Raw genomic sequence first — 20650 nt, forward strand, 5'->3', positions numbered from 1 at the left:
TAGTGCACATCGCGCACACTAGGCCACTTTATAGCGGCTAGAAAAAATTAACTAAGTTTATCTCTCGACAGTCGCGTAGACCGAATGCGTGCTTTAATACCATCAATTAGCGTATCTGCCGATAGCCGAGATTTAAGTAAGACGGCCTCAACCTGCTCATGCTGCTGATGCGTCATATCGCTCCCTGATAAGATGACGATTTTGGCTTCAGGTTGGCTAGCACGAATTTCAGGGATTAGTGTCCAACCTGACCCATCAGGCAGCCCAATATCGAGCAATACCACGTCATACGCCTGCTCTTTCAAACGCGAGCGAGCACTCTCTAAGGTATAGGCTGCCTCAAACGTAAACGACTCACCGGCCATCGCCGCTACCACTTCATGTAAGTCGAGATCATCTTCAACATGCAGAACCCGTGGGTGATGCTCGCGATTAGCTGACAACTGTTGTTGAACCATGTCAATTAATCGAAGTTGATCGATGGGTTTAGCTAGCCAATCGATATTGGTTGCATCGCCATTGATCGCTAAGCGCCCTTGCTCTACTTTCGCTGAAACCACAACAATCGGTAAATCAGCGGTATCAGGGTGTCCACGCAAGGTACGGATAATCTCCAATCCGCTGGTGTCTGGGAGCATCAAGTCCAAACTCACAAGGTCATACTGCGTGTTTTGAAGCACGCTCAGTGCCTCTGCCCCATTAAAGGCAATATCGACCCGATACCCTGCATCGCTGAGCATCATGCTTAACAGAGTGGCCACATCCTTATCATCTTCAACCACCAAAATACGGGGCGCGTCACGGTTCTCAGCGTCCATCTCCAGCGGCTGAGAGGCTTTTACCGCCGTTTGCGCCAATGGTAATTCAAAGAAAAACCGCGAGCCTTCACCCTCTGTAGACTCAAAATCAATGCGCCCTCCCATATGCTCTATTAGTTCTCGCGTAATGGCGAGTCCAAGGCCGGTTCCCTCTTTAGCACGGGTATCCGAGGAGTCTGCTTGAGCAAAACGCTGAAACACTTTGCTACGAAACGAGTCAGCAATGCCTGGGCCACGATCAATCACGCTGACGACTGCGTTATGATTTGAGGTTTCAACAGTCAGCGTGACCTCCCCACCTTCGGGTGAGAATTTAATGGCATTGGATAACAAATTGGCCAGCACTTGCATCAACCGCGAAGGATCGACATTTACCATCAAATCAGGTGATTCATCAGCCAGCAGCAGTGTCACCCCATTCTCACTGCCATAATGGCGATTAGCCTCTAGGGCCTGCTCGATCAACGGGGCCAACGCATGCACTTGCATATCGAAATGCAACTTTCCTGCAGCGATTTTTTCGATATCTAGTAAATCATTGATTAAATGGGCTAAACGCTTACTATTACGATGAGCTGTCATTAACAGCTTTTGAGCTTTTTCTGGCATCTCACCAAATGCCCCTCCCACCATTAAACCGAGGGCGCCAGAAATAGACGTTAACGGCGTGCGAAGCTCATGGCTAACAGTGGAAATAAACTCACTCTTAAGCTTGTCTGCTTGCTTACGCGCTGTAATATCCTCCGCGATACCCAGGTAGCCGCTAATATTATCGGCGCTATCGCGCATGGGGGTCACGACTAGCGATACCGGTATACGACGGCCACTCTTATGAACGTATGTCCACTCTCGTGTCTCCGAGCCATCTCTCTCGGCGTGTTCTACAAATACCCTAAACCCTTCAACCGTTCGGTCTAGCTCAGCACTAAGCTGTTCTGAGCGCAGCTCTACTTCGTCTTTGAGGTGTAATATAGCCGGGGTTTGCTTACCTACCATGTCTGCCTTACTGTAACCCAGCATATTCTCGGCACCTTTGTTAAAGGCGGTAATCATGCCGTTCGTATCTGTCGCAATAATGGCTACTTCAGATGCCGCTTCTAGAATGTTAAATAAAAAACGTTCAGCGTTACGAACAGCAGTATCCGCCGCTTTCCGCTCATAAGCTAAACGGTTCATCGCCCGCGCGAGGGCTCGTGCCTCTGGCCCGCCCCTTTCACGGAAGTCATCATCAAAACGTGCGTGGTCGGCCATTTGCTCGATACGCCGTGTGATTCGTTCTATGGGGTGCGTTAAGCTTCGTGCAACCCAGGCCCCCACTAGAGCAACGAGCACCATGGCGAACAGTGCAATCCATAGAAACTGTCGAAAGGATGCTTTTACAGGTGCGATGGCTTTCTCATAAGGAATTGCTCTTAGTACGACCCAACCGAGAGAATCCAATTGTTGGCTGGCCGTAAGATATCGTTGCTGCTGATATTCAACGATGGTTCCCGGTGGGTTCAGTGCCAGAGCGGCATCGACAAATGCGTCAGCACCATCATCTGGTAACGACGCTACCGTATCGACACGCTCTAACATGGAGACGTACAAGCGGTGTCTCGGGTCAATGATTAGAGTCGTACTAGATTCAGCCTCCTCTAAGCTAAAATTATCGATAAGCGGCGTGCTGGAAAGATCTAAGACTCCGCCCACATACCCCATAAGACGATCGTCTGAAGACAGCATAGGCTGCAAATAGGAAATAAGCGGCAGCCCCGTTGCACGTCCAATAATGGGCTCAGAAATCACTGCATCTTTAGTTTGCCAGGCACGCTGGAAGTGAGGACGGTCGGCATAGTTGGTGCCTATACGCCCAGGAACGTGGCGGTTTTCTGCGATAGCCGTGCCATCCGCATCAAAAACCAGCAAACCATCAGGAAACAGGTCGCCAGCAACCGAAGGTTGCTCCAATAAGGTTTGTAGCTCTTGATCGCTACGTAATCTGCCATCGTCATTGAGTAAGCGCGTTGCAAAGGCTTCTAAACCAAGTTTTCGCTGCTGCTGGGATAGCTCCAGCTCAGAGGCTAATCGCCTGATCTCAGACGCCTCACGCTCCACCACAATAGACTCATAATCAGCAACCATGACTTGATACACGGTAACTAGAATCCCGCCAACGAGAATACCGCTGGTGGCAAATACGAGCAGAACAATACGCACACTCAGCGGGATTTTCAGCATTGGTGATACCTTGGTAAGGATATAAAGAAGTCAGCGCCCTCACCTACCGCATCACGGTAGCCAATGTCGCCCCTCATCTGTTGGCAAATTTCTTGGCTAATGGCTAAACCAAGGCCGGTTCCTGACAGCTTGCGCGTATTGCTGCCATCTGCTTGCGCGAAACGCTGGAACAAACTGGCACGAAACTCAGGGGCAACGCCAGCACCATAATCGCGCACGGAAATCTCGACAGTGTCTTGATGCAGCTTGACCGCTATCTCCACCGCTTTCCCCATGGGAGAAAACTTAATCGCATTGGATAATAAGTTATTAAGTGCTTGAATAAAGCGAGGGCCATCAACCTCAACCCAGACACTTGGCACAGCGTCCGAGAGCTGAATAAACACCTGATGTTGCTTACTGTAGCCATGCATGGCTTCGATGGCTTCGTGCAGTAAAGGGGCCAGGGGCTGCACGCTTACATTCATCGGCATTTTGCCAGCAACCAACTTTTCTATATCCAGCAAATCGTTAATCAGTGTTGTCAAACGTTTGGCATTGCGTTCCGCGGCATTGACGAGCGACTGCGCTTTTTCGGGTAACGCGCCTGCCGCCCCCCCTTTAAGTAATCCAAGTGAGCCTTGGATAGACGTGAGAGGCGTACGCAACTCATGACTGACAGTAGAAATAAACTGGTCTTTCATTTTATCCAGCTTACGGCGCTCTGTTATATCTTCAATCAGCGACCAAATTACCTGCTGGCCGTTCTGCTCTCGGCTTAGCATGCCTTGTAAGCGGACTGGATAACGACTGCCATCTTTACGAATATACTCTTTTTCGAAAGGACCATAGCGTCCCGTCGTTTTTAAACTTAAAAGCGCCTGCTCTTCTTCGGGCAGATACTCTTTTGGCGTAACGTCCCAATAGCTCAATGACACAAACTCATCGCGTGAATAGCCTGTTGGGTCGATCAGCGCATCATTCAAGTCAATAAACTGACCTGTTTCGAAATCATTGAGGGCAATACCAATAGGTGAAAAATCAAAGAGTCCTCTTAGTCGTGCTTCACTACTTTCCAGGGCCAAACGTGCCTGCTCTTGCTCATGAACATCTCGCAAATAACCGTGCCATAAGGTGCTGCCATCAGCGAGGCGCTCAGGTTTCGCCTGTCCCAATACCCAGCGATAACCGTGTTCATTAGACTGCACTCGGTATGTCGCCTGCCAGTCTCCCAGCGTATTCGCTGAATGCTCGATAGACACACTCACAGCATCCAAATCATCGGGATGAATTTTTGCCCACGCAGGCGTGGCATCGTGAGCGGCTTCTTCGGGGGTCAGCCCATATAGAGCTAGAATTTGAGGGGAGCTAAAAGGAAATGTGACGCGGCCATCGGCAAACCTGCGGAACTGATAGATAACGCCCGGTAGCTGGGCAGTCAACTTACTAAGACGCTCATGATGCAGGCTGCTCGCTAAAACACCGGATAGCCAACGCGCCAGTAAACGTATAAAAAGCTTCTCTCTATCATCGTAATCTTCTAATCGCGCATTTCCTGCGGAAAAATTGAGCGTTCCAAATGCACTACCCTCGACCTCAATGACAATACCAGTATAAGCGCCTAGCGGATGCTTCTCATAACAGGGATGGTGTTTTAATTCGCAGCTCTCGGCATTAGCAATAAACAGTTCGCGCGCTTGCTCCGAGTCTCCTGAAAAAACATGGTGGCACCAAGTATGCCCCAACGCGAAAGATTGACCTGCATATATCGCGGTACCTAAAACGGCATCCACCCAGCGTACCGTATAAACATCACCCTCGATTTGGCTAAGAATCGCCAAATCCATGTTCAGGTAGTGTCTTGCCTTTTTTAGCGCATAGTTGATTTTTTCATCGAGCGTCACGTGTGAAGAAAACGCGATTTCGTTGAGCAGCATCAATGCATCATGATGCTTGTTTAGCTGGCTTGCCGTATTCCGTTCACGGGTAACATCAACAATGAAGCCCTCAAGAATAACAGGATAGGTAGCATCATTTCGTATGCACTTCCCTCGCTCTTCTACCCAACGCCATGCGCCGTCCCGGTGCTTGATACGATACTCAAAATGCCACTCTGTATCGTCAGTCATTGCAGCGGCGACCGCCTTTTCCAATGCAGGCGCATCATCGGGATGAATTAAATCAGCGTAACAAATGCTTTGATTGCCAATTAACTCCTCGGCGGGATAACCACTTACCTGATCCACCTGCCCGCTGATATATAGCATTGTCCAGTGTTCATCAGGTAAGCAGCGGTAGGTCACGCCAGGCATATTATTGATAATAGAGGCCATTTGATCGTGGTGGTTGGCAACCAGTTCAGTTTCTAGTGCTGAACATGACTGATGACGGAGTTCATCAGCGTGTATTAACTCTTCAACCGTCGCGGCGAGGTCTTCAAGTATCGTGATTTGCTCCGGAGACAGTACTCTTGGTTGTGTATCGATCAGGCAAAAGGTTCCAATGCTGTGCCCACTACGGGTGTGCAACGGTATACCCGCATAAAAGCAGATATGAGGCGCGCCGATGACAAGAGGATTCTCAGAAAAACGAGCATCTTCTAATGCGTTTTCAACAATTAAGGGAACGTTGTCCAAAATCGTGTGGCCACAGAAAGAGATACTCCTTGGTGTTTCTTTGACGCCAAGTCCTTGGCATGATTTGAACCACTGCCGATCCTGATCAATTAATGAAACCAACGCAATGGGTACTGAAAACAGTTCTCGGGCGAGGCGTGTGATACGGTCAAAACGCTCTTCACACTCGCGATTCAGCAAACCTGTCTCAACCAGTGCACGCTGGCGCTCGGTTTCATTTTCAGGGATCGGTGGTGTCTTCATTATCAACCTCTGCTATCACATCCGGGGCGGTGCTCACCTGACGCTAAACAAACACGGTTACGGCCACTGTGTTTGGCCTGATATAGCGCTTGATCAGCTCGATTAAGCAGAGACTCAGCCGTATCGTCAGGAAAATGCTGGTTATCCACCACGCCTGCTGACAAGGTGCAGGAGAACGGTTCTCTGCCCCCAGTAAACTGGATCGCTGCAAAGTCTTCACGCAGACCGTTTACCATACTAATAGCATCATCGGCAGTACATTCGATCAATACCAACGTAAACTCTTCTCCACCGTACCGGCCTAGTTTATCGGTCCCCCGGAAACGTTGACGCAACAACGTACCCACAGCGGCAATCACCAGGTCACCGACCGCATGCCCATGGGTGTCGTTCACCGCCTTGAAATGATCAATATCAAGCATTACCACACTAAACGTTTGGGGCTTGCGTTGCGCGAGTAGCCACTGGTCTTGTAAAGCTTCTTTAATACTCGCGTGTTTAAGAAGCCCGGTGAGCGCGTCTCTATTTTTAGTATCCTCAAGCTTACGCAGTCGCATGACGCGGGATCGGCACAGCTTGATAAGCAGGTCGTTATCGATAGGCTTTTCGAGAAAAGCATCCCCTCCTCTCAATAACGCCTGGCCGCGCAACTCTGCATTAGATTCGCCAGAGAGGTAAATAATAGGAACTTGCGACCAGCGCTCCACTTGGCCCAGCAGAGCCGCTATTTCTGCCCCAGTGATTCCCGGGAGCCAAAGATCCATCAGGATTAGCTCTGGGTTAACATCACTAATCGACTCAAATAAGGCGTCAGGACGGTTAAACACACTGACCTGCATACCAGCCTCTTCAAGCACGCATTGAAGATGGAGGGCTAATTCGACGTCATCCTCCACAATCATGACACGCTCAGGCTGACTATCTTGCGTTTTGATTCGCTGCGCTATATGAGCGGCCAGTGATATCATGTCCAAAGGTTTGACAAAATAGTTTTGCCCGCCGCTGCGCAACGCATGGAGTCGCGCAGTAAAGCTTTCCTCAGTACCCGTAAAAAAAATTGGGCAGCTGTAATCTTTCAGATACTTTTGCCAAAAGGCTACCGGATTTTCCTTAATCGCTTCGCGCTGAGTGGCGCGATGGTCAATCAATAGCAAGTCTGGAGGCACCCCATTATCTTGGTGCAACGCTTCAGCATCTTTGAAATGCCGTACTTGGAAGCCAAAGCTGTAAAGCTGTTGAACCATATATTCCGCTAATATGGCATCTCGCTCTACCAGCCAGATAGAAGGGGCGCCATCAACATCTGCCAGGCGAGTGGTCTCCATGCCCACCACTGACTTTTGGCTTGTATCTACTTCAAGCGCGTTTTGTAGTTGCTTAATCCAACCCGACACAGGCAGTGATTGCTTGACATCTTGCTGTAGAACCTGCGTGACCTGCATTTCGTACTCTCGGGCTTGGCGCCCAAGACTTTCAAAGCCGAAAGTGCCTGCTGAACCTGCCAGGGAGTGAAGCGCTGAATTTAATTGCTGCAGGGTTTCATCGCATGAAGCATCTCTTTCAAGGCGCCCAGCAAGCTCGGTAAGCAGTTGAAACTCAGAGGAAAGACGCTTTAAGTAAGCTTTAGAAAGCGCCTGTAAGCGCTGAGAAACAGCCTTAGAGGAAGCAGTATCAGTCATGGAATTTTTTCCAAATAGCTCGAACGTCGTCAGCGAGCGTCATGGGGTCAAACGGCTTGGCGATTACATCTATCGCCCCGAGATCTTTATATCTTGCCACTTCCTCAGGGTGAACTTTAGCGGTCATAAAGGCGACCGCTGTTGTTGCGCTAACGTACCCATGCTGCCTCAGCGCCATCAGCGTGCTGGGCCCGTCCATACCCGGCATCATGACATCAAGCAAAATCATTTGTGGCGTAAATTCGCCTACTTCCTTTAATGCTTGCTCGCCAGACTCACAGATTTTAGCCGTTAACCCACCTACATCCTCTAAAGCCATACTTGCAATATCGCGGATATCAGGGTCATCTTCGACGTACATCACTTTTACAAGCGTATCCATATAGCACCCTCACAACTCTTTTAACCAGTAAATGATATTTCCACCGTATAACCTTTGTACTATGCCACTAGAGATGGCGACTATGAGCAGCTCGACACCCACTGCAATATTACCTCACCGTGAGAGCTACAATTCAGTATCATCACTGCTGCTTAGCTTAGCCACGTCTGCTTTTGCATGAAAAGATCCTATTTAGCCCTTAGCGACGTGATTACGTCCTAGGTGTTTTGCCTTATAAAGGGCCCGGTCGGCGCGAGCCATTAAGCTCTCGTTGGTATCATCGGCCAAGTAGCCTGTTACGCCAACACTGGCGGTAATAGGCACTGGTTGCCAAGTATGCGCTTCAATGGCTTGTCTTAAGCGCTCTAGAGCGTTGTAGGCTTCTTCAAGTGACGTTTCTGGCATTAGCAGTGCAAACTCCTCGCCGCCGATGCGGGCGGCCAGGTCACTGCCCCGCATCTGAGAGGCAAGCAATAGGGCAAGCTCTTGTAATACCTGGTCTCCTACGGCGTGCCCATGGGTGTCGTTAATGGGCTTAAAGTGGTCAATATCCAGAATGGCTACGCTAAACGCATCCGAGTGGCGGCTGACGAGTGCGCGGGCAAGACGCTCTTCTAAAGCGAGATCGAAATGGCGCCGGTTAGGCAAACCGGTGAGCGGGTCACTCCTAGCTTCGTGCCCAAGCTTTAAGGTAAGGCGTTGAAGTTCTTGGTTATGAGACTCCAGTTGGGTGCGCATCAACTCCAGTTCGTTAATCATCTTGCTCTTTTCTGCTAAAGCGCACTGAGCCGCTTGTCTCGCCTCTAGCAGGTCACGCTCTAGCTGGTCTTTGCGGGCAATTGGTAACATGGCAATGAGGGTTATGGGGGGGTCGGGCGAATCTATGCGGCGCGCGCTGCAGAGCACAGGGAACGGGTTGCCGTTTTCCACGTGCAGACTAAGGTGCACTTCATCTACAGCCCCCACATCGCTAAGCCTAAACACCAGCACCCCTTGGTAAAGTAGGCGTGCTTCTGCGGTAAACAGCTCGCTAGCGGGCCGGTTAAGCAGCTGTTTTTCCGTGCGGCCAATCCAGTCACTTAGCGTGTCGTTAACCTGAAGTATCCTTCCTTGCTCGTCTAATACGACTAGGCCCGAGGGGGCAAGCTGCCAACAATCGGAAAGATCCACGGGCTTTACTGGCATAAGTGTGAATTTCTCTGTTTTGCGAGGTTAGCCTGGAGTGCTTCAGCCAAAGTGTCTGGGTGTGTCATCTGGGGGTAATGGCCTCCCGCATCGAGGACCACTAACTCGCTCTCAAAGAGATGCTGTTGTAGGTACTCAGCAGCTTCAAGAGGCACAATAGCGTCGCGCGATGTTTGAAAAATGGAACTCGGTACCGTGACCTTAGGCAGGTAGTGGCGGGTATCGCCCAGAAAAATAGAGTGGGCGAAGGGCCGTAATACATCCGGTGCTATGTTCAAAAAACGCTGTTCCAGGTTGCGTTGGTGCGGCTCGGTAATGGCGTCTCCCAGTGCCACACGCGATATCGCACCTGCCCAATCCAGGTAGTTTTGCTCCATCAGTTGCATCAGGCCCTCAAGCTGCTCGTGAGTATAGCCGCCGTGATAGTCGGGCGGGTCGTCCAGGTAGCGCGCAGAGCTGCAGATCATCCCCAAGCGACTAAATGCGTTAGGGCGCAGAATAGACGCCAGCATTCCAATGGTGCCACCGATGGAGTGGCCTACCATAATGGCGTTTTCCAACTCCAATTCATCACATAGCGTGGCGATATCTTCGGCATGACCAGCGGGCGTTGTATGCCGCTGGTTATCGTAGAACTCAGGGGCAGCACCACCGAATCCCGCAAGATCGACGAAAATCAAGCGGTAGTCATTTTCCAGTGCAGGGATGAGACGCCGCCATACTGTCTGATCACACCCGAAGCCATGAATAAGCAGTAAGGGCGTGACGCCTTGGCCGTGCTCATTGACATTGAGAAAGTGGCGAAGTGAGGTCATAAAAGCTCTCTTTTATAATTATAACTAATACTATTACGTCAGTATGTGCTAAGGCGTTAAGCTGATCAACGCTATTGAATAAAGCAAAAAATGAATACTTCAGATTAGCTGTGGCATAAACCATTGAAGCATTACCGAATACTGACGTTTGGTATCGGCTAACCTTTGTGGTGGCTGATGGGGGTGGGACTGAATATCAAGGTCACCGCGCTTCTGAACCTGCTCAGTAACAGTGGCCACATCAGACCGCTCGACGGATGAAAACCGCGAGTTGTTTCATGCAACACAAGCACTTCGACAGCTGTGACTTTAAAGGTGGCACCTGCTCCGACCAAGTTATCGTTCTGCACTACCAGGGTAGCGAAAGGAGCCTACCCATATGTCGGGAACCCGCAGCATTTGAACTGATGCTCGATAGCACCGTCAGAAGGGTACGAGAAAAGGGTTGGCTTTCGCCGACAAGGTATTACTCTCCACTCTTGCAGTATGGGGACATAGCGGAGCATTTATGGACTACGAACATGCAATTGTGAAAGTCGAAGACGGCATTGTCACTCTGCTTTGCAACAACTGCGGCTCTGCCATTGCTAAGGGTGCTCAACACGAAGATAGGGAGCACTTTTGTACAATGTGTATGAGCGGTAATTGCAAAGCAAAATTCAAGACAGAAAAGTAACAAGTTGGGGCTGAGGCATAGCAGCGCCGGCGATGAGCGACAAATGTTGCGCAACGACATCGAGTCCACAGGACTTCGGATCGTCGCCCTAGGCCTCATCAACAATCATGCAACCCACCTCGAGAGACGGCTTCACGTCTCCAATGTTGAATGCGGTCAATTGCATGATGCTGGACATGAGGGCTACCGTAGGCGCTGCTTCAAACAGCATGTCATTCCTTGTTCGCAAACTCTTCTGTGTCGATATCGGCCTGCTGTGCCTCGTTATATCGAGCACCCGCGACCTCGCTAGGCAGCATCATCTGATTAAGCTGCACCAACGCCGCGTCATTTAACACTAGCTGCTCGGCCTTGAGGTTTTCCTGCATATGGTTAATAGAGCGCGACCCAGGAATGGGAATCACATGGCTACCCTGCGCCTTCACCCAAGCAAGCGCCAGCTGAGCGGGGGTGATGGCCAAATCTTTCGCCATGTTATTAAAGTGCGTTAGTAGCGTCAGGTTGTGGATGAGGTTATCGCCATTAAAACGCGGCATACCCCCGCGCATGTCGCCTTCTGCGAAGTCGGTATCGGCGTGGATAGCGCCAGAGAGAAACCCGCGACCCAACGGGCTGAAGGCCACCAGCGCTGTGCCCAGCTCTTTACACGCTTGGCTGAGGGCAATCTCGGGGTTACGCGTCCACAGTGAGTATTCCGACTGAACGGCCGATACCGGGTACTCAGCGTATGCTTTGCGCAGTGTGTCTGCGGAGATTTCCGATAACCCCACCGCGCGCAGCTTACCCTCTTCCACCAACCGGCCAAGGGCTCCAACGCTCTCTTCAATGGGCACCTGGCGATCCATGCGGTGGAGGTAGTAGAGATCCAAATGATCGGTTTTCAGGCGAGCCAAACTCTCCTCGCACTGACGTCGCAGCGTCTCAGGCCGTCCATCGATCACTCGCTTACCGCTCTCTGGGTCGATGGCCATCCCGCACTTGCTAGCCAGCAGCAGCTCTTGGCGCTTCGAGGCAAACGCTTTTCCCAGCAGCCGTTCGTTAGCGGTACCGCCGTAAAGCGTGGCCGTATCAAAATGGCGATAGCCCATTTCAAAGGCGTCGTTCAGCGCCTTAACGCCCTCCTCTTCTGGCACATACTGCCCATAGCCATGGGAAAGGTTCATACACCCCAAACCAATACGTGGCGACGCCACTTCTTTCAAACGATCATAAAACCCAGACATTGAAAACCTCGCTAAGGGTGGTGGGTTACGATGCGATCACCTGCGGGCGATGGGTCGCCGCTGCATCTGGCATCTGGGCGTTTAACCACGTAGGCAACCGATGTTCAAGATAGTAGCGTGGCCGCCAGGGGCTGCCTTCAATAAACCCCACGTGCCCGCCACTAGGGAAGAGTTCTAAAGCGACGCAACCCGGCAGCATGTCTGCCGTTGGTACGCTGTGGGGGTAGATAAAAGGGTCATCTTCAGCGTGCACAATAAGTGTTGGCACCTGAATAGCCTTAACAAAAAAAGCGCTACTGCAACGCTGGTAGTACGCATCGGCGCTATCAAAGCCATGTAACGGCGCCGTGACCCTGCCATCAAAGTCCCAAAACGTTTTCATGCCCTCCAGTGTTTCAAGCGCTCTTAACCTCGCCAGCTCCTCTTGACAGCCCTGCTGACGGAACGCACTCTGCTTGGATTCCACATAGCGGCGTAAATCGCGCAGAAAACGTGCCTGGTACACTCTAGAAAAGCCCTGGCTAATTCGATCAGCGCAGTGGTCTAAACGAAACGGCACCGAGACCGCCACGGCGCCCAGCAGCGGGTTATGACGCCCGGTTTCGCCGAGGTACTTGAGCAACACATTGCCGCCCAGCGAGTACCCCACCGCCGCTAGCGGCTTATCGGGGTATCGAGCCGCTAGCTGTTGGATAATATCGGCCAGGTCTTCGCTAGCACCAGAGTGATAGCCCCTGGCGCGATGGTTAGGCTCGCCGGAACAGCCTCGCCAATTGACCGCCACACTCTGCCACCCCTGCGCTGCCAGCGCCTGCTGCTGGCCCAAGATATACAGCGATTTTGAACTTCCCGTAAGCCCATGGAGCAGAATCGCGCAGCGCGTCTGTTCACCTTGCGGGCCGTACCAATCCAGATCAATAAAGTCGCCATCTTCCAGCGTGATGCGCTCACGTTGGCGCTGTAGTTTGGGCTTAGCGCGGAACAGCGGGCTAAATAGCGTTTGTAAATGCCCACCGGGTAGCCAACGCGTAGGGCGAAATGAAGAGTGAAGCGAACTCATGCTAGTGCGCACCCGCAAAGAAAACCGCTGGCTAGCTTAGCAAACTTTTCTCAACCGATAGCAGGCCTCCTAGCCCCTACGCAGAGCGCCTCGCCCCTACTGCTACCGTTCAGCCAAACCAAACGGGCATCTGAAACGTTATCCCTATAGTCGCGTTAGCGTCATTTGCGTTAGCGTCCGAACAGACGATTGAAACTATTAAGCCCTCATAGTGGTCGCTTGTAATGGCCTTTTGTAGTTGTCGATAGCTGGCCCGCTAGTTCACGGGGGCTTGCTGATTTATTCTTAATGCCGCATTCGCGTTCCATGACGGAAGGATAGCCATCTCTATGCTGGGATTCCTGCAAGGATTTTCCTATGGCCTATTTATGACCTGCCTGCCTTGGCTGCTGGTTGGTCTGTTTAATCCTGGTTTGGCGCTTCCGATAGCGGTTCCCAGCCGCTTACGGGTTATCGGCCGTTACTGCCTGGTGGTTCCCTCGATCAGCATGCTGCTGTGGCTGACCTCCCTGTGGGGTGGTTTTAGCCCTAGCTTGTTTGGCTGGCTCGCGGGCATTGTCGCCATTCCCGTGGCGCTGCCCGTTGAGCGGACGCTGCGCGGCTGGCTAGCCCGTCGCCGCATGCGGCGCCAGGAGGCCCAAAGAGAGGCCGAGGCACATCAGCGCCGTGCGCAGCAGGAGCGCAACGCCTATGAAGCGGGTGTGTTGGTGCTTGATCCGGCAAGGCCACCCGTGGGAGCCGACGACCTTGTGCTGGCCATGTGTCGGGCCAAGCAGAGCCTGCTCGATGTGCAACGCCCCGATCTGGCGATCCTCACAGACCGCCTCTATAGCCGCTACCGCCATGTGATGGACGTCCTGGGCGAGCGGTTCCACACGGGCGAGCTGACCTTTGAGCGCTCAAAAGGCTTGGTCACTCAAGTTTGTTATGGCGCGGTGGATACGCTAACGACCATGACGTCTCAAGCGCGAGGCGTGGTGAGCGTGGACGGCAATTACGTACGCGGCCGACTAGAGCGGGAGAGTAACCGATTGGGCGAAGAGGAACGCGCCGCCCTAGTGCGGCGCCTTGATCTTCTGGTGGAGACTGAACACCGGCTGAATAAGCTTTCTGCCCGTATCGAATCCGCCCTCACCGTGCTCGACGATACCGCTGTTTCCATGGCGCGTATTGAGACCGCTCGCCCCCAGGCGACGGTCACCACCGAAAAAGCGCTGGAGGATCTACGCCGCTTCGTCGAAGGTGCGGATCGTTATGCACGCAAGGATTAAGCTGGCAGTCAGTGCTACCTTGCAGTTTTAAAGCGATTTTATTTAATCGGTTCTATTTAACCGTTTTTTTAATAGCCCAGGAGTTATCTATGGCTCAGCAATCCGGTGACAAACGTCGTCTCTCCCTGCCGCCGGTAGACGAGATAGCCGACCAGCTAGGGGCTAGCCAATTAGGGGCGCGTCAGGCCGATTCGGACAATTTTGATGCCCGTGACATCGACCCTGAGCTTGAAGCGATGGCTGACAACTTTGTCGAAGATATCCTTGCCGAAGGTGACGAGACATCGGCAGCTCGCCAACGCCGAGCCGTGGACGAAATGGGCCTTGAACTACAGCAGCAAGCCGCCCATCGTAGTGCCATGCTACAGACCCCGCTGCGCCAGCTGGCCCACCAGGGCGACGAAGGCGGGCCGGTCGCCAAGGCACTCACTGATTTACGTGGGCGCATGGAAGGGCTGGACCCCGCCCGCCATCGCCTGGCGCCTACCACACTGGATCGCATTCTTTCGGTCATTCCCGGCCTCGACAGCCGCCTGCAGCGCTACTTCCGTAAGTTTGAGAATGCCCAGCAGGCGCTGGACGCCATCATTGAGGAGTTGGAAAGCGGACGCGACATGCTCCATCGCGACAACCTCACCCTCAGCGATGACCAGCAGGCCTTAACGAACATCCTTGCCGAGTTGAACCGTCAAGTTGCACTGGGCCGTATGATCGACCGCCGATTGTGCGACGAAATCGCCGCTCGCGACGGCGTTGATCCGCGGCGCCATTTCCTTGAGGAGGAGCTGCTCTTTCCCCTACGCCAGCGCATCCTCGACCTCCAGCAGCAGCTGGCGGTGAGCCAGCAAGGCATACTGGCGCTAGAGGTCATCATCCGCAACAACCGGGAATTGATGCGCGGCGTAGACAGGGCCATTAATGTCACCGTCTCTGCGCTCACCGTCGCGGTAACCGTGGCCATGGCAATGGCTAATCAGCGCCTAGTGCTAGACCGCATTGAAGCCCTCAACACCACCACGTCGCAAATGATCAGCGGAACCGCCAAGGCCCTGCGCCAGCAAGGCGTTGATATCCAGAAGCGGGCCTCCGGCGCGATGCTCGATATGCAAGTGCTTGAGGAGGCTTTCAGCGAGGTGATGGGCGCCATCGATGATCTTTCGAGCTATCGTCAGGAAGCCTTGCCCCGCCTGGATGAGCAGATCGAGCGCCTAGCGGCCTTGTCCAAGCAGGGCAATGCCTCCATCGAGCGCCTGCAAGAGGGTAACGCGTCGCAGCCACAGGACGACCGTGCCCCCCGCTAATCCCGCCCGCCTGCCGACGGGCTAATTATGCTCGGCGGCGCCTTCAGCACCCTCCACGGCCCTCTCTTGGGCCTCCTGTTGTTCCTCTGCTACAGCCTTTGACGCTGCATAATATCTGGCACGACAACTGCTGCTTTTAAAGCATCCCCACTGTCACACAAAGACCGTTCTTGGACTTGCAAAATGCGACATCCTGGCACATGCTGAAAAAATATTGACCAATCGGTCAAACCATTACAACCCATACTCCCCTTAACAAGATCAACAAGAGACACGGCGATGATCGACTTCCTGCTCAACGGGCAGCCCCGCCAGTGCGAGGCAGCCCCCGAAACCAGTGTGCTTGAACTGCTGCGCGAAACCCTTGGCACCACGGGCACTAAGGAGGGCTGCGCCTCTGGTGACTGCGGCGCCTGCACCGTCGCCATTGGCGAAACAGGGCCTGACGGCGAGCTGCGCTATCACAGCGCCAATGCCTGCATCACCCCGGCCTATCAATTGAATGGACGCCATCTGGTGACCGTGGATGGCCTCGCCGATGGCAACCAATTACACCCCGCCCAGGCCGCTATGGTTAAGTGCCATGGCAGTCAGTGTGGCTTCTGCACGCCGGGTATTGTGATGTCGCTGTTTACCCTTCACGAGCAGCAGCGTAGGGAACCCGACAAGGCCCTGGCCCCGCTGACGCCACAACGCCTTGAGGCCGCTCTAGGGGGCAACCTCTGCCGCTGCACCGGCTACCGCCCGATCCGCGACGCCGCGCTGAGCATGAACGAGCACCCCGAACATCGCCCGCTTTGGATGGACGCCGCCGCCCCTGAGCCGAAAGCCGCACCAGCCGCAGTTGAAAGCCTCTTTGCCCAGCCCACGACACTCGCCGAATTGGTCGAGTGCCTGGAACGCCACCCCGAAGCGCGGCTGGTTGCCGGGGCCACCGACCTGTGGCTAGAGAGCACCCAGCGACTAGCTCGCTTCGAGCGGCTTATCGATGTCACACGCGTCGCCGAGTTGAACGTGATCGAAGAGACCACCCTAGAAGATGGCCGACGCGGCTGGTGGATTGGCGCGGCCGTGACGTATAGCCAGATTGAACCGCTGCTTCAAGAACACTTTGACGCCTTTGCCCATCTGTTACACCGCTTAGGCTCCTCCCAGATTCGCAACCGGGGCACCCTGGGCGGCAACGTGGCCAATGCCTCGCCCATCGGCGACACCCCACCGGTACTGCTGGCCTTGGGCTCGCGTCTGCGCCTGGTTGGCCCCAAAGGTGAGCGCGAGCTGCCGCTTGATGACTTCTTCCTCGACTACAAGCGAACCGCCCTGCAGCAGGGTGAAGCGATCCGCGCTCTGTTCCTACCCCACCCCGTGGAGGGGGAAACGCTCAAAGTGTGGAAGCTTTCCAAACGGCGTGAGGACGATATTTCTGCGGTGCTCGGGGCCTTCGCTTGGCGTTTGGAGGATGGAGTGCTCCGCGACGTGCGCCTAGCCTTTGGCGGCATGGCCGGTATCCCCAAGCGTGCAGCCCAGGCCGAAGCAGCGCTTGAGGGCAAAGCGCCCTCATCAGCGGCCTTCCAAGCGGCACGGCAAGCGCTGTCTCAGGATTTCCAACCGATGTCCGATGTGCGCGGCAGCGCCCACTATCGCCAAGTTTCCGCCGCCAATCTGCTCGAACGCCTGCGCCTGGTGCTGAATACTGAAAACCAGTCCCAGGACGCCACCAACAGCCCTCGGGAGGTGATGCTCCATGCGTACGCTCACTAAGCTCTCTACAGCGCCGAATGCTAAGGCGCCCAGCGATGCTGCCGAAGACGTCAGCGCCGACTCCGCGGCTGCACGCCACGAACTCGATGGGCGCATCAAAGGTGCTGGCCCCCTGGCCCGCGACACGCTTCCCTATACCAATACTCACCCGCACTCCCAGGCCCATGAGAGCGCGGTGAAGCATGTCACCGGGCGGGCCGCCTATATTGACGACCTGAGCGTCCCGGCCGATACGCTGCACGTGGCCCTAGGCCTCTCTCCCGTCGCCCATGGCCGCTTGACCCGCCTCGACCTGGACAAGGTCCGCGCCATGCCCGGCGTGGTGGATGTGATTGCCGTGGATGATGTCCCCGGCCATACCGATATCGGCCCGGTCTTCCCCGGTGACCCGATCTTCGTGTCGGATACGATCAGCTACGTCGGTCAGGTTATTTTTGCCGTGGCCGCCGAGAGTCATCGCGCTGCCCGCGAGGCCGTTCAGGCCGCCGTCATAGAGATTGATGAGCAGCCAGCCTGCCTGGATCCCGTCGCCGCCGCTGAGCGGGAAGAGTTCGTGCGCCCCAGTCATGTTCAGCAGAGCGGTGACTGGGAGCAGGCGCTGAAGAACGCCGCCCTGGTGGTGGAAGATGAGCAGTTTGTCGGCGGCCAGGAGCACTTCTACCTGGAAGGCCAGGCCTGCCTGGTGCAGCCCACCGAAGATGAGGGCGTGGTGGTCTTTACCTCCAACCAGCACCCCAGCGAAACCCAAAAGCTGGTAGCCGAGGTGCTGGGCATTCCGTTTCATGCGGTGACCGTAGAGGTACGCCGCATGGGCGGCGGCTTCGGCGGCAAGGAGACCCAAGCGTCACCCTGGGCCTGCATCGCCGCGCTTTTCGCCCGGCGTACCGGACGCACCACCCGGGCGCGCCTACCGCGTGGCGACGATATGCGTGCCACCGGCAAGCGCCACCCCTTCCATAACCGCTACCGGCTGGGCGTCGACGAACAGGGCGTGATTCAGGGCGGCGAGATCACCTTGATTGGCGACTGCGGCTATTCGCCGGATCTCTCAGACGCCATTGTCGACCGCGCCATGTTCCACAGCGACAACGCCTACTCCTTGGGCGATGCCCGCGTGACCGGCCACCGTGCCCGTACCCATACTGCTTCCAACACCGCCTTTCGCGGCTTCGGCGGCCCCCAGGGCATGATGGTGATCGAGGCGGCCATGGACGACATCGCCCGACGCATCGGCGAGGACCCTCTGACAGTACGCAAGCGCAACTTCTACCGCGCCGACAGCCAAACGACCCGTCGTGATATTACTCACTACGGCCAGCAGGTCGATCAGATCGGCCTGTTGCATGATCTGGTCGAGCAGCTTGAGACCAGCAGCGACTACTGGGAGCGGCGCCGTGCGATCACCGAATTCAACGCCGAGAGCCCGATCATCAAGCGTGGCCTAGCGCTGACGCCGGTGAAGTTCGGCATCTCCTTCACCGCGAAGCACCTCAATCAGGCCGGCGCGCTGCTGCATGTTTATACCGACGGCAGCGTGATGATCAACCATGGCGGCACCGAGATGGGCCAGGGCCTGCACACCAAGATCTGTCAGGTGGCCGCCCGTGAACTGGGGCTGGATACCGAGCAAGTCCGCATTAGCGCCACGCGCACCGATAAGGTGCCCAACACCTCGCCCACCGCCGCCTCCAGTGGCACCGACCTTAACGGCCAAGCGGCACGAGATGCCTGCACGAAGCTCAAGCAGCGGCTGTTCGATTTTGCCCATGAGCACCTCTATCAGGATCAGGGGCTTGACCGCGAAGACATGCGCTTGGAAGACGGACACCTGATTGCCGGCCACGGCGAGAGCGAACGCCGCATTCCCTGGGGCGAATTGATTCAGGCAGCCTATCTGAATCGCATCTCGCTCTCGGAGAAAGGCTTCTACGCCACCCCGCTGATCCACTACGACCGCAACGTCGGCCAGGGGCGCCCTTTCTACTATTACGCCTTCGGCGCTGCGGTGGCAGAAGTCAGCGTGGATATCCTCAGCGGCGAGTACCAGGTTGACCGGGTCGATATTCTTCAAGACGTAGGAGACTCGCTGAACCCTGCCATCGACATCGGCCAGGTGGAGGGCGGTTTCTTCCAGGGCATGGGCTGGCTCACCAGCGAAGAACTGAAGTGGAACGATGCCGGACGGCTGATCTCCGACGGCCCAGCCACCTACAAAATCCCCACCTATGGTGATCTACCGCCGGTGTTCAACGTCAAGCTGCTGGAGGGACACCCCAACTCCATGGCCAGCATCTATCGCTCCAAGGCCGTGGGGGAGCCGCCCTTTATGCTCGGCATGGCGGTGTGGTCCGCGCTGCGGGATGCCCTGGCAAGCCTTACCAACTACGTCGAGGCGCCGCGGCTCGATACCCCGGCCACGCCCGAGCGCGTGCTGATGGCGGCTGAGGCTCTACGCGCCCAATACGGTTCCCAGCACGACGCCCTGTACAACAAACGGCCGCTGGAAAAAGGTGACGAGTGATGAACACCCAGCGCCCCGAAAGCTGGCATGAGGCCCTGCACCGCCTGCAGCGGGACGGCCTACCCCATGCGCTAGCCACCGTGGTGACCAGCGCCGGTTCCACCCCCCGGGAGCCAGGCGCTCGCATGGTGATCACGGCGGATGCCGTCCACGACACCCTGGGCGGCGGCACCTTCGAGTTTCAGGTGATCGACGCGGCCCGGGAGCGGCTGGCGAGCGCTGAAACCGGCATGAGCCTTGAAGCCTTCTCCCTGGGTGGGCGCAGCGGGCAGTGTTGCGGCGGCTTCGTCAACGTACTGTTGGAGGTCTTCCCCGGCAGTGCGGCGACCCTGGCCCTCTTCGGCGCCGGCCATGTCGGTACCGAGCTGGTACGCCTGGCCGCTCCGCTGCCCTGGCGAGTGCTTTGGCACGACAGCCGCGACGCTGTTTTTCCCGCCTGGGCTGAGGCGCAGCCGCGCCTAACCTGTCACCACGCAACTGACCTACGTGCCGCCGTCGCGGCGCTGCCTGCGAACAGCCACGCGCTAGTGCTGACCCACGACCACGCCGAAGACCGCGAGCTGGTGGATGCCCTGCTGCTGCGTGACGACATGGCCTCAATCGGCCTGATCGGATCACACAGTAAGTGGGCTAGCTTCCGCTCGCGGCTGACCGATGCCGGTCATGACGAAGTGGCGCTAACCAGGGTGCGCTGCCCCATCGGTATGGCAAGTGGTGGCACCGGCGGCGACAAGACGCCCTATGCCATTGCGCTAGCCACACTGGCCGAGCTGCTGCCCCTGGTGGGCGCCCATGAGCGGGCCGACCAACGCGGCCTCGCCCCAGGCGAACTACGTGCTCTCATCGACTAGCACACTTCTTAAACATGCGCCGTCGCACT

The 20650-nt window shown here is 55.4% G+C and carries 14 protein-coding genes; 6 read left to right on the forward strand and 8 right to left on the reverse strand.

Annotated features, from left to right (window positions below; genetic code table 11):
- Positions 1-47: 47 nt before the first annotated feature.
- From BB497_01750 to BB497_01775, 6 genes are all read right to left on the reverse strand, one after another.
- On the reverse strand, positions 48-3038 hold the full coding sequence (locus BB497_01750) for a histidine kinase (GenBank protein AVI61521.1): 2991 nt from the start codon (positions 3036-3038) through the stop codon (positions 48-50).
- Positions 3032-5896 carry a histidine kinase gene (locus tag BB497_01755; protein ID AVI61522.1) on the reverse strand — a complete coding sequence of 955 codons (2865 nt, stop codon included), beginning with the start codon at positions 5894-5896 and terminating at the stop codon, positions 3032-3034. Before BB497_01755 ends, BB497_01750 begins: the two co-directional genes overlap by 7 nt.
- A 2-nt stretch (positions 5897-5898) precedes the next feature.
- Positions 5899-7575, reverse strand: coding sequence for a diguanylate cyclase (locus BB497_01760; protein ID AVI61523.1), 1677 nt, complete (start codon positions 7573-7575; stop codon positions 5899-5901).
- On the reverse strand, positions 7568-7957 hold the full coding sequence (locus BB497_01765) for a hypothetical protein (protein AVI61524.1): 390 nt from the start codon (positions 7955-7957) through the stop codon (positions 7568-7570). The genes BB497_01760 and BB497_01765 overlap by 8 nt, the downstream gene beginning before the upstream one ends.
- A gap of 192 nt (positions 7958-8149) precedes the next feature.
- Entirely contained in the window at positions 8150-9142 is a 993-nt protein-coding gene (locus tag BB497_01770; GenBank protein AVI61525.1) for a hypothetical protein, read from the reverse strand.
- The gene (locus BB497_01775) at positions 9133-9957 is read right to left on the reverse strand and encodes a hypothetical protein (GenBank protein ID AVI61526.1); all 825 of its coding nucleotides are present in this window, start codon (positions 9955-9957) and stop codon (positions 9133-9135) included. The genes BB497_01770 and BB497_01775 overlap by 10 nt, the downstream gene beginning before the upstream one ends.
- Before the next feature lie 445 nt (positions 9958-10402).
- Between BB497_01775 and BB497_01780 the strand changes: the two genes are divergently transcribed.
- Positions 10403-10633 (forward strand): hypothetical protein, encoded by a 231-nt coding sequence (locus BB497_01780; GenBank protein AVI61527.1) that lies wholly within the window; start codon positions 10403-10405, stop codon positions 10631-10633.
- A 212-nt stretch (positions 10634-10845) separates the two neighbouring features.
- On the opposite strand, the gene BB497_01785 is transcribed toward BB497_01780, so the two are convergent.
- Both BB497_01785 and BB497_01790 read right to left on the reverse strand, forming a co-directional pair.
- Positions 10846-11856: an aldo/keto reductase gene (locus BB497_01785; GenBank protein ID AVI61528.1), complete on the reverse strand. Its 1011-nt coding sequence runs from the start codon at positions 11854-11856 to the stop codon at positions 10846-10848.
- Between the two features lie 25 nt (positions 11857-11881).
- Complete coding sequence (locus BB497_01790) at positions 11882-12916, reverse strand: alpha/beta hydrolase (GenBank protein ID AVI61529.1); 1035 nt, start codon at positions 12914-12916, stop codon at positions 11882-11884.
- 329 nt (positions 12917-13245) lie between these two features.
- On the opposite strand from BB497_01790, the gene BB497_01795 reads away from it, so the two are divergent.
- The 5 genes from BB497_01795 (at position 13246) to BB497_01815 (ending at position 20621) form a co-directional block, all read left to right on the forward strand.
- Entirely contained in the window at positions 13246-14187 is a 942-nt protein-coding gene (locus BB497_01795; protein ID AVI61530.1) for a cobyrinic acid a,c-diamide synthase, read from the forward strand.
- Positions 14188-14276: 89 nt separating this feature from the next.
- Complete coding sequence (locus BB497_01800; GenBank protein AVI61531.1) at positions 14277-15488, forward strand: toxic anion resistance protein; 1212 nt, start codon at positions 14277-14279, stop codon at positions 15486-15488.
- Positions 15489-15767: 279 nt separating this feature from the next.
- Positions 15768-17249, forward strand: a complete 1482-nt coding sequence (locus BB497_01805; GenBank protein AVI61532.1) for a xanthine dehydrogenase small subunit — start codon at positions 15768-15770, stop codon at positions 17247-17249.
- Positions 17233-19770 carry a xanthine dehydrogenase molybdopterin binding subunit gene (locus BB497_01810; GenBank protein AVI61533.1) on the forward strand — a complete coding sequence of 846 codons (2538 nt, stop codon included), beginning with the start codon at positions 17233-17235 and terminating at the stop codon, positions 19768-19770. The genes BB497_01805 and BB497_01810 overlap by 17 nt, the downstream gene beginning before the upstream one ends.
- Positions 19770-20621, forward strand: a complete 852-nt coding sequence (locus BB497_01815; protein AVI61534.1) for a xanthine dehydrogenase accessory protein XdhC — start codon at positions 19770-19772, stop codon at positions 20619-20621. The genes BB497_01810 and BB497_01815 overlap by 1 nt, the downstream gene beginning before the upstream one ends.
- Positions 20622-20650: the final 29 nt, after the last annotated feature.

It is taken from the genome of Halomonas sp. GFAJ-1 (genome assembly GCA_002966495.1).
Classification (GTDB): domain Bacteria; phylum Pseudomonadota; class Gammaproteobacteria; order Pseudomonadales; family Halomonadaceae; genus Vreelandella.

Excerpts from the sequence above, each read along its gene's own strand:
- BB497_01750 (AVI61521.1), bottom strand. The coding sequence starts at position 3,038 with ATGCTGAAAATCCCGCTGAGTGTGCGTATTGTTCTGCTCGTATTTGCC.
- BB497_01755 (AVI61522.1), bottom strand. The coding sequence starts at position 5,896 with ATGAAGACACCACCGATCCCTGAAAATGAAACCGAGCGCCAGCGTGCA.
- BB497_01760 (AVI61523.1), bottom strand. The coding sequence starts at position 7,575 with ATGACTGATACTGCTTCCTCTAAGGCTGTTTCTCAGCGCTTACAGGCG.
- BB497_01765 (AVI61524.1), bottom strand. The coding sequence starts at position 7,957 with ATGGATACGCTTGTAAAAGTGATGTACGTCGAAGATGACCCTGATATC.
- BB497_01770 (AVI61525.1), bottom strand. The coding sequence starts at position 9,142 with ATGCCAGTAAAGCCCGTGGATCTTTCCGATTGTTGGCAGCTTGCCCCC.
- BB497_01775 (AVI61526.1), bottom strand. The coding sequence starts at position 9,957 with ATGACCTCACTTCGCCACTTTCTCAATGTCAATGAGCACGGCCAAGGC.
- BB497_01785 (AVI61528.1), bottom strand. The coding sequence starts at position 11,856 with ATGTCTGGGTTTTATGATCGTTTGAAAGAAGTGGCGTCGCCACGTATT.
- BB497_01790 (AVI61529.1), bottom strand. The coding sequence starts at position 12,916 with ATGAGTTCGCTTCACTCTTCATTTCGCCCTACGCGTTGGCTACCCGGT.
- BB497_01795 (AVI61530.1), top strand. The coding sequence starts at position 13,246 with ATGCTGGGATTCCTGCAAGGATTTTCCTATGGCCTATTTATGACCTGC.
- BB497_01800 (AVI61531.1), top strand. The coding sequence starts at position 14,277 with ATGGCTCAGCAATCCGGTGACAAACGTCGTCTCTCCCTGCCGCCGGTA.
- BB497_01805 (AVI61532.1), top strand. The coding sequence starts at position 15,768 with ATGATCGACTTCCTGCTCAACGGGCAGCCCCGCCAGTGCGAGGCAGCC.
- BB497_01810 (AVI61533.1), top strand. The coding sequence starts at position 17,233 with ATGCGTACGCTCACTAAGCTCTCTACAGCGCCGAATGCTAAGGCGCCC.
- BB497_01815 (AVI61534.1), top strand. The coding sequence starts at position 19,770 with ATGAACACCCAGCGCCCCGAAAGCTGGCATGAGGCCCTGCACCGCCTG.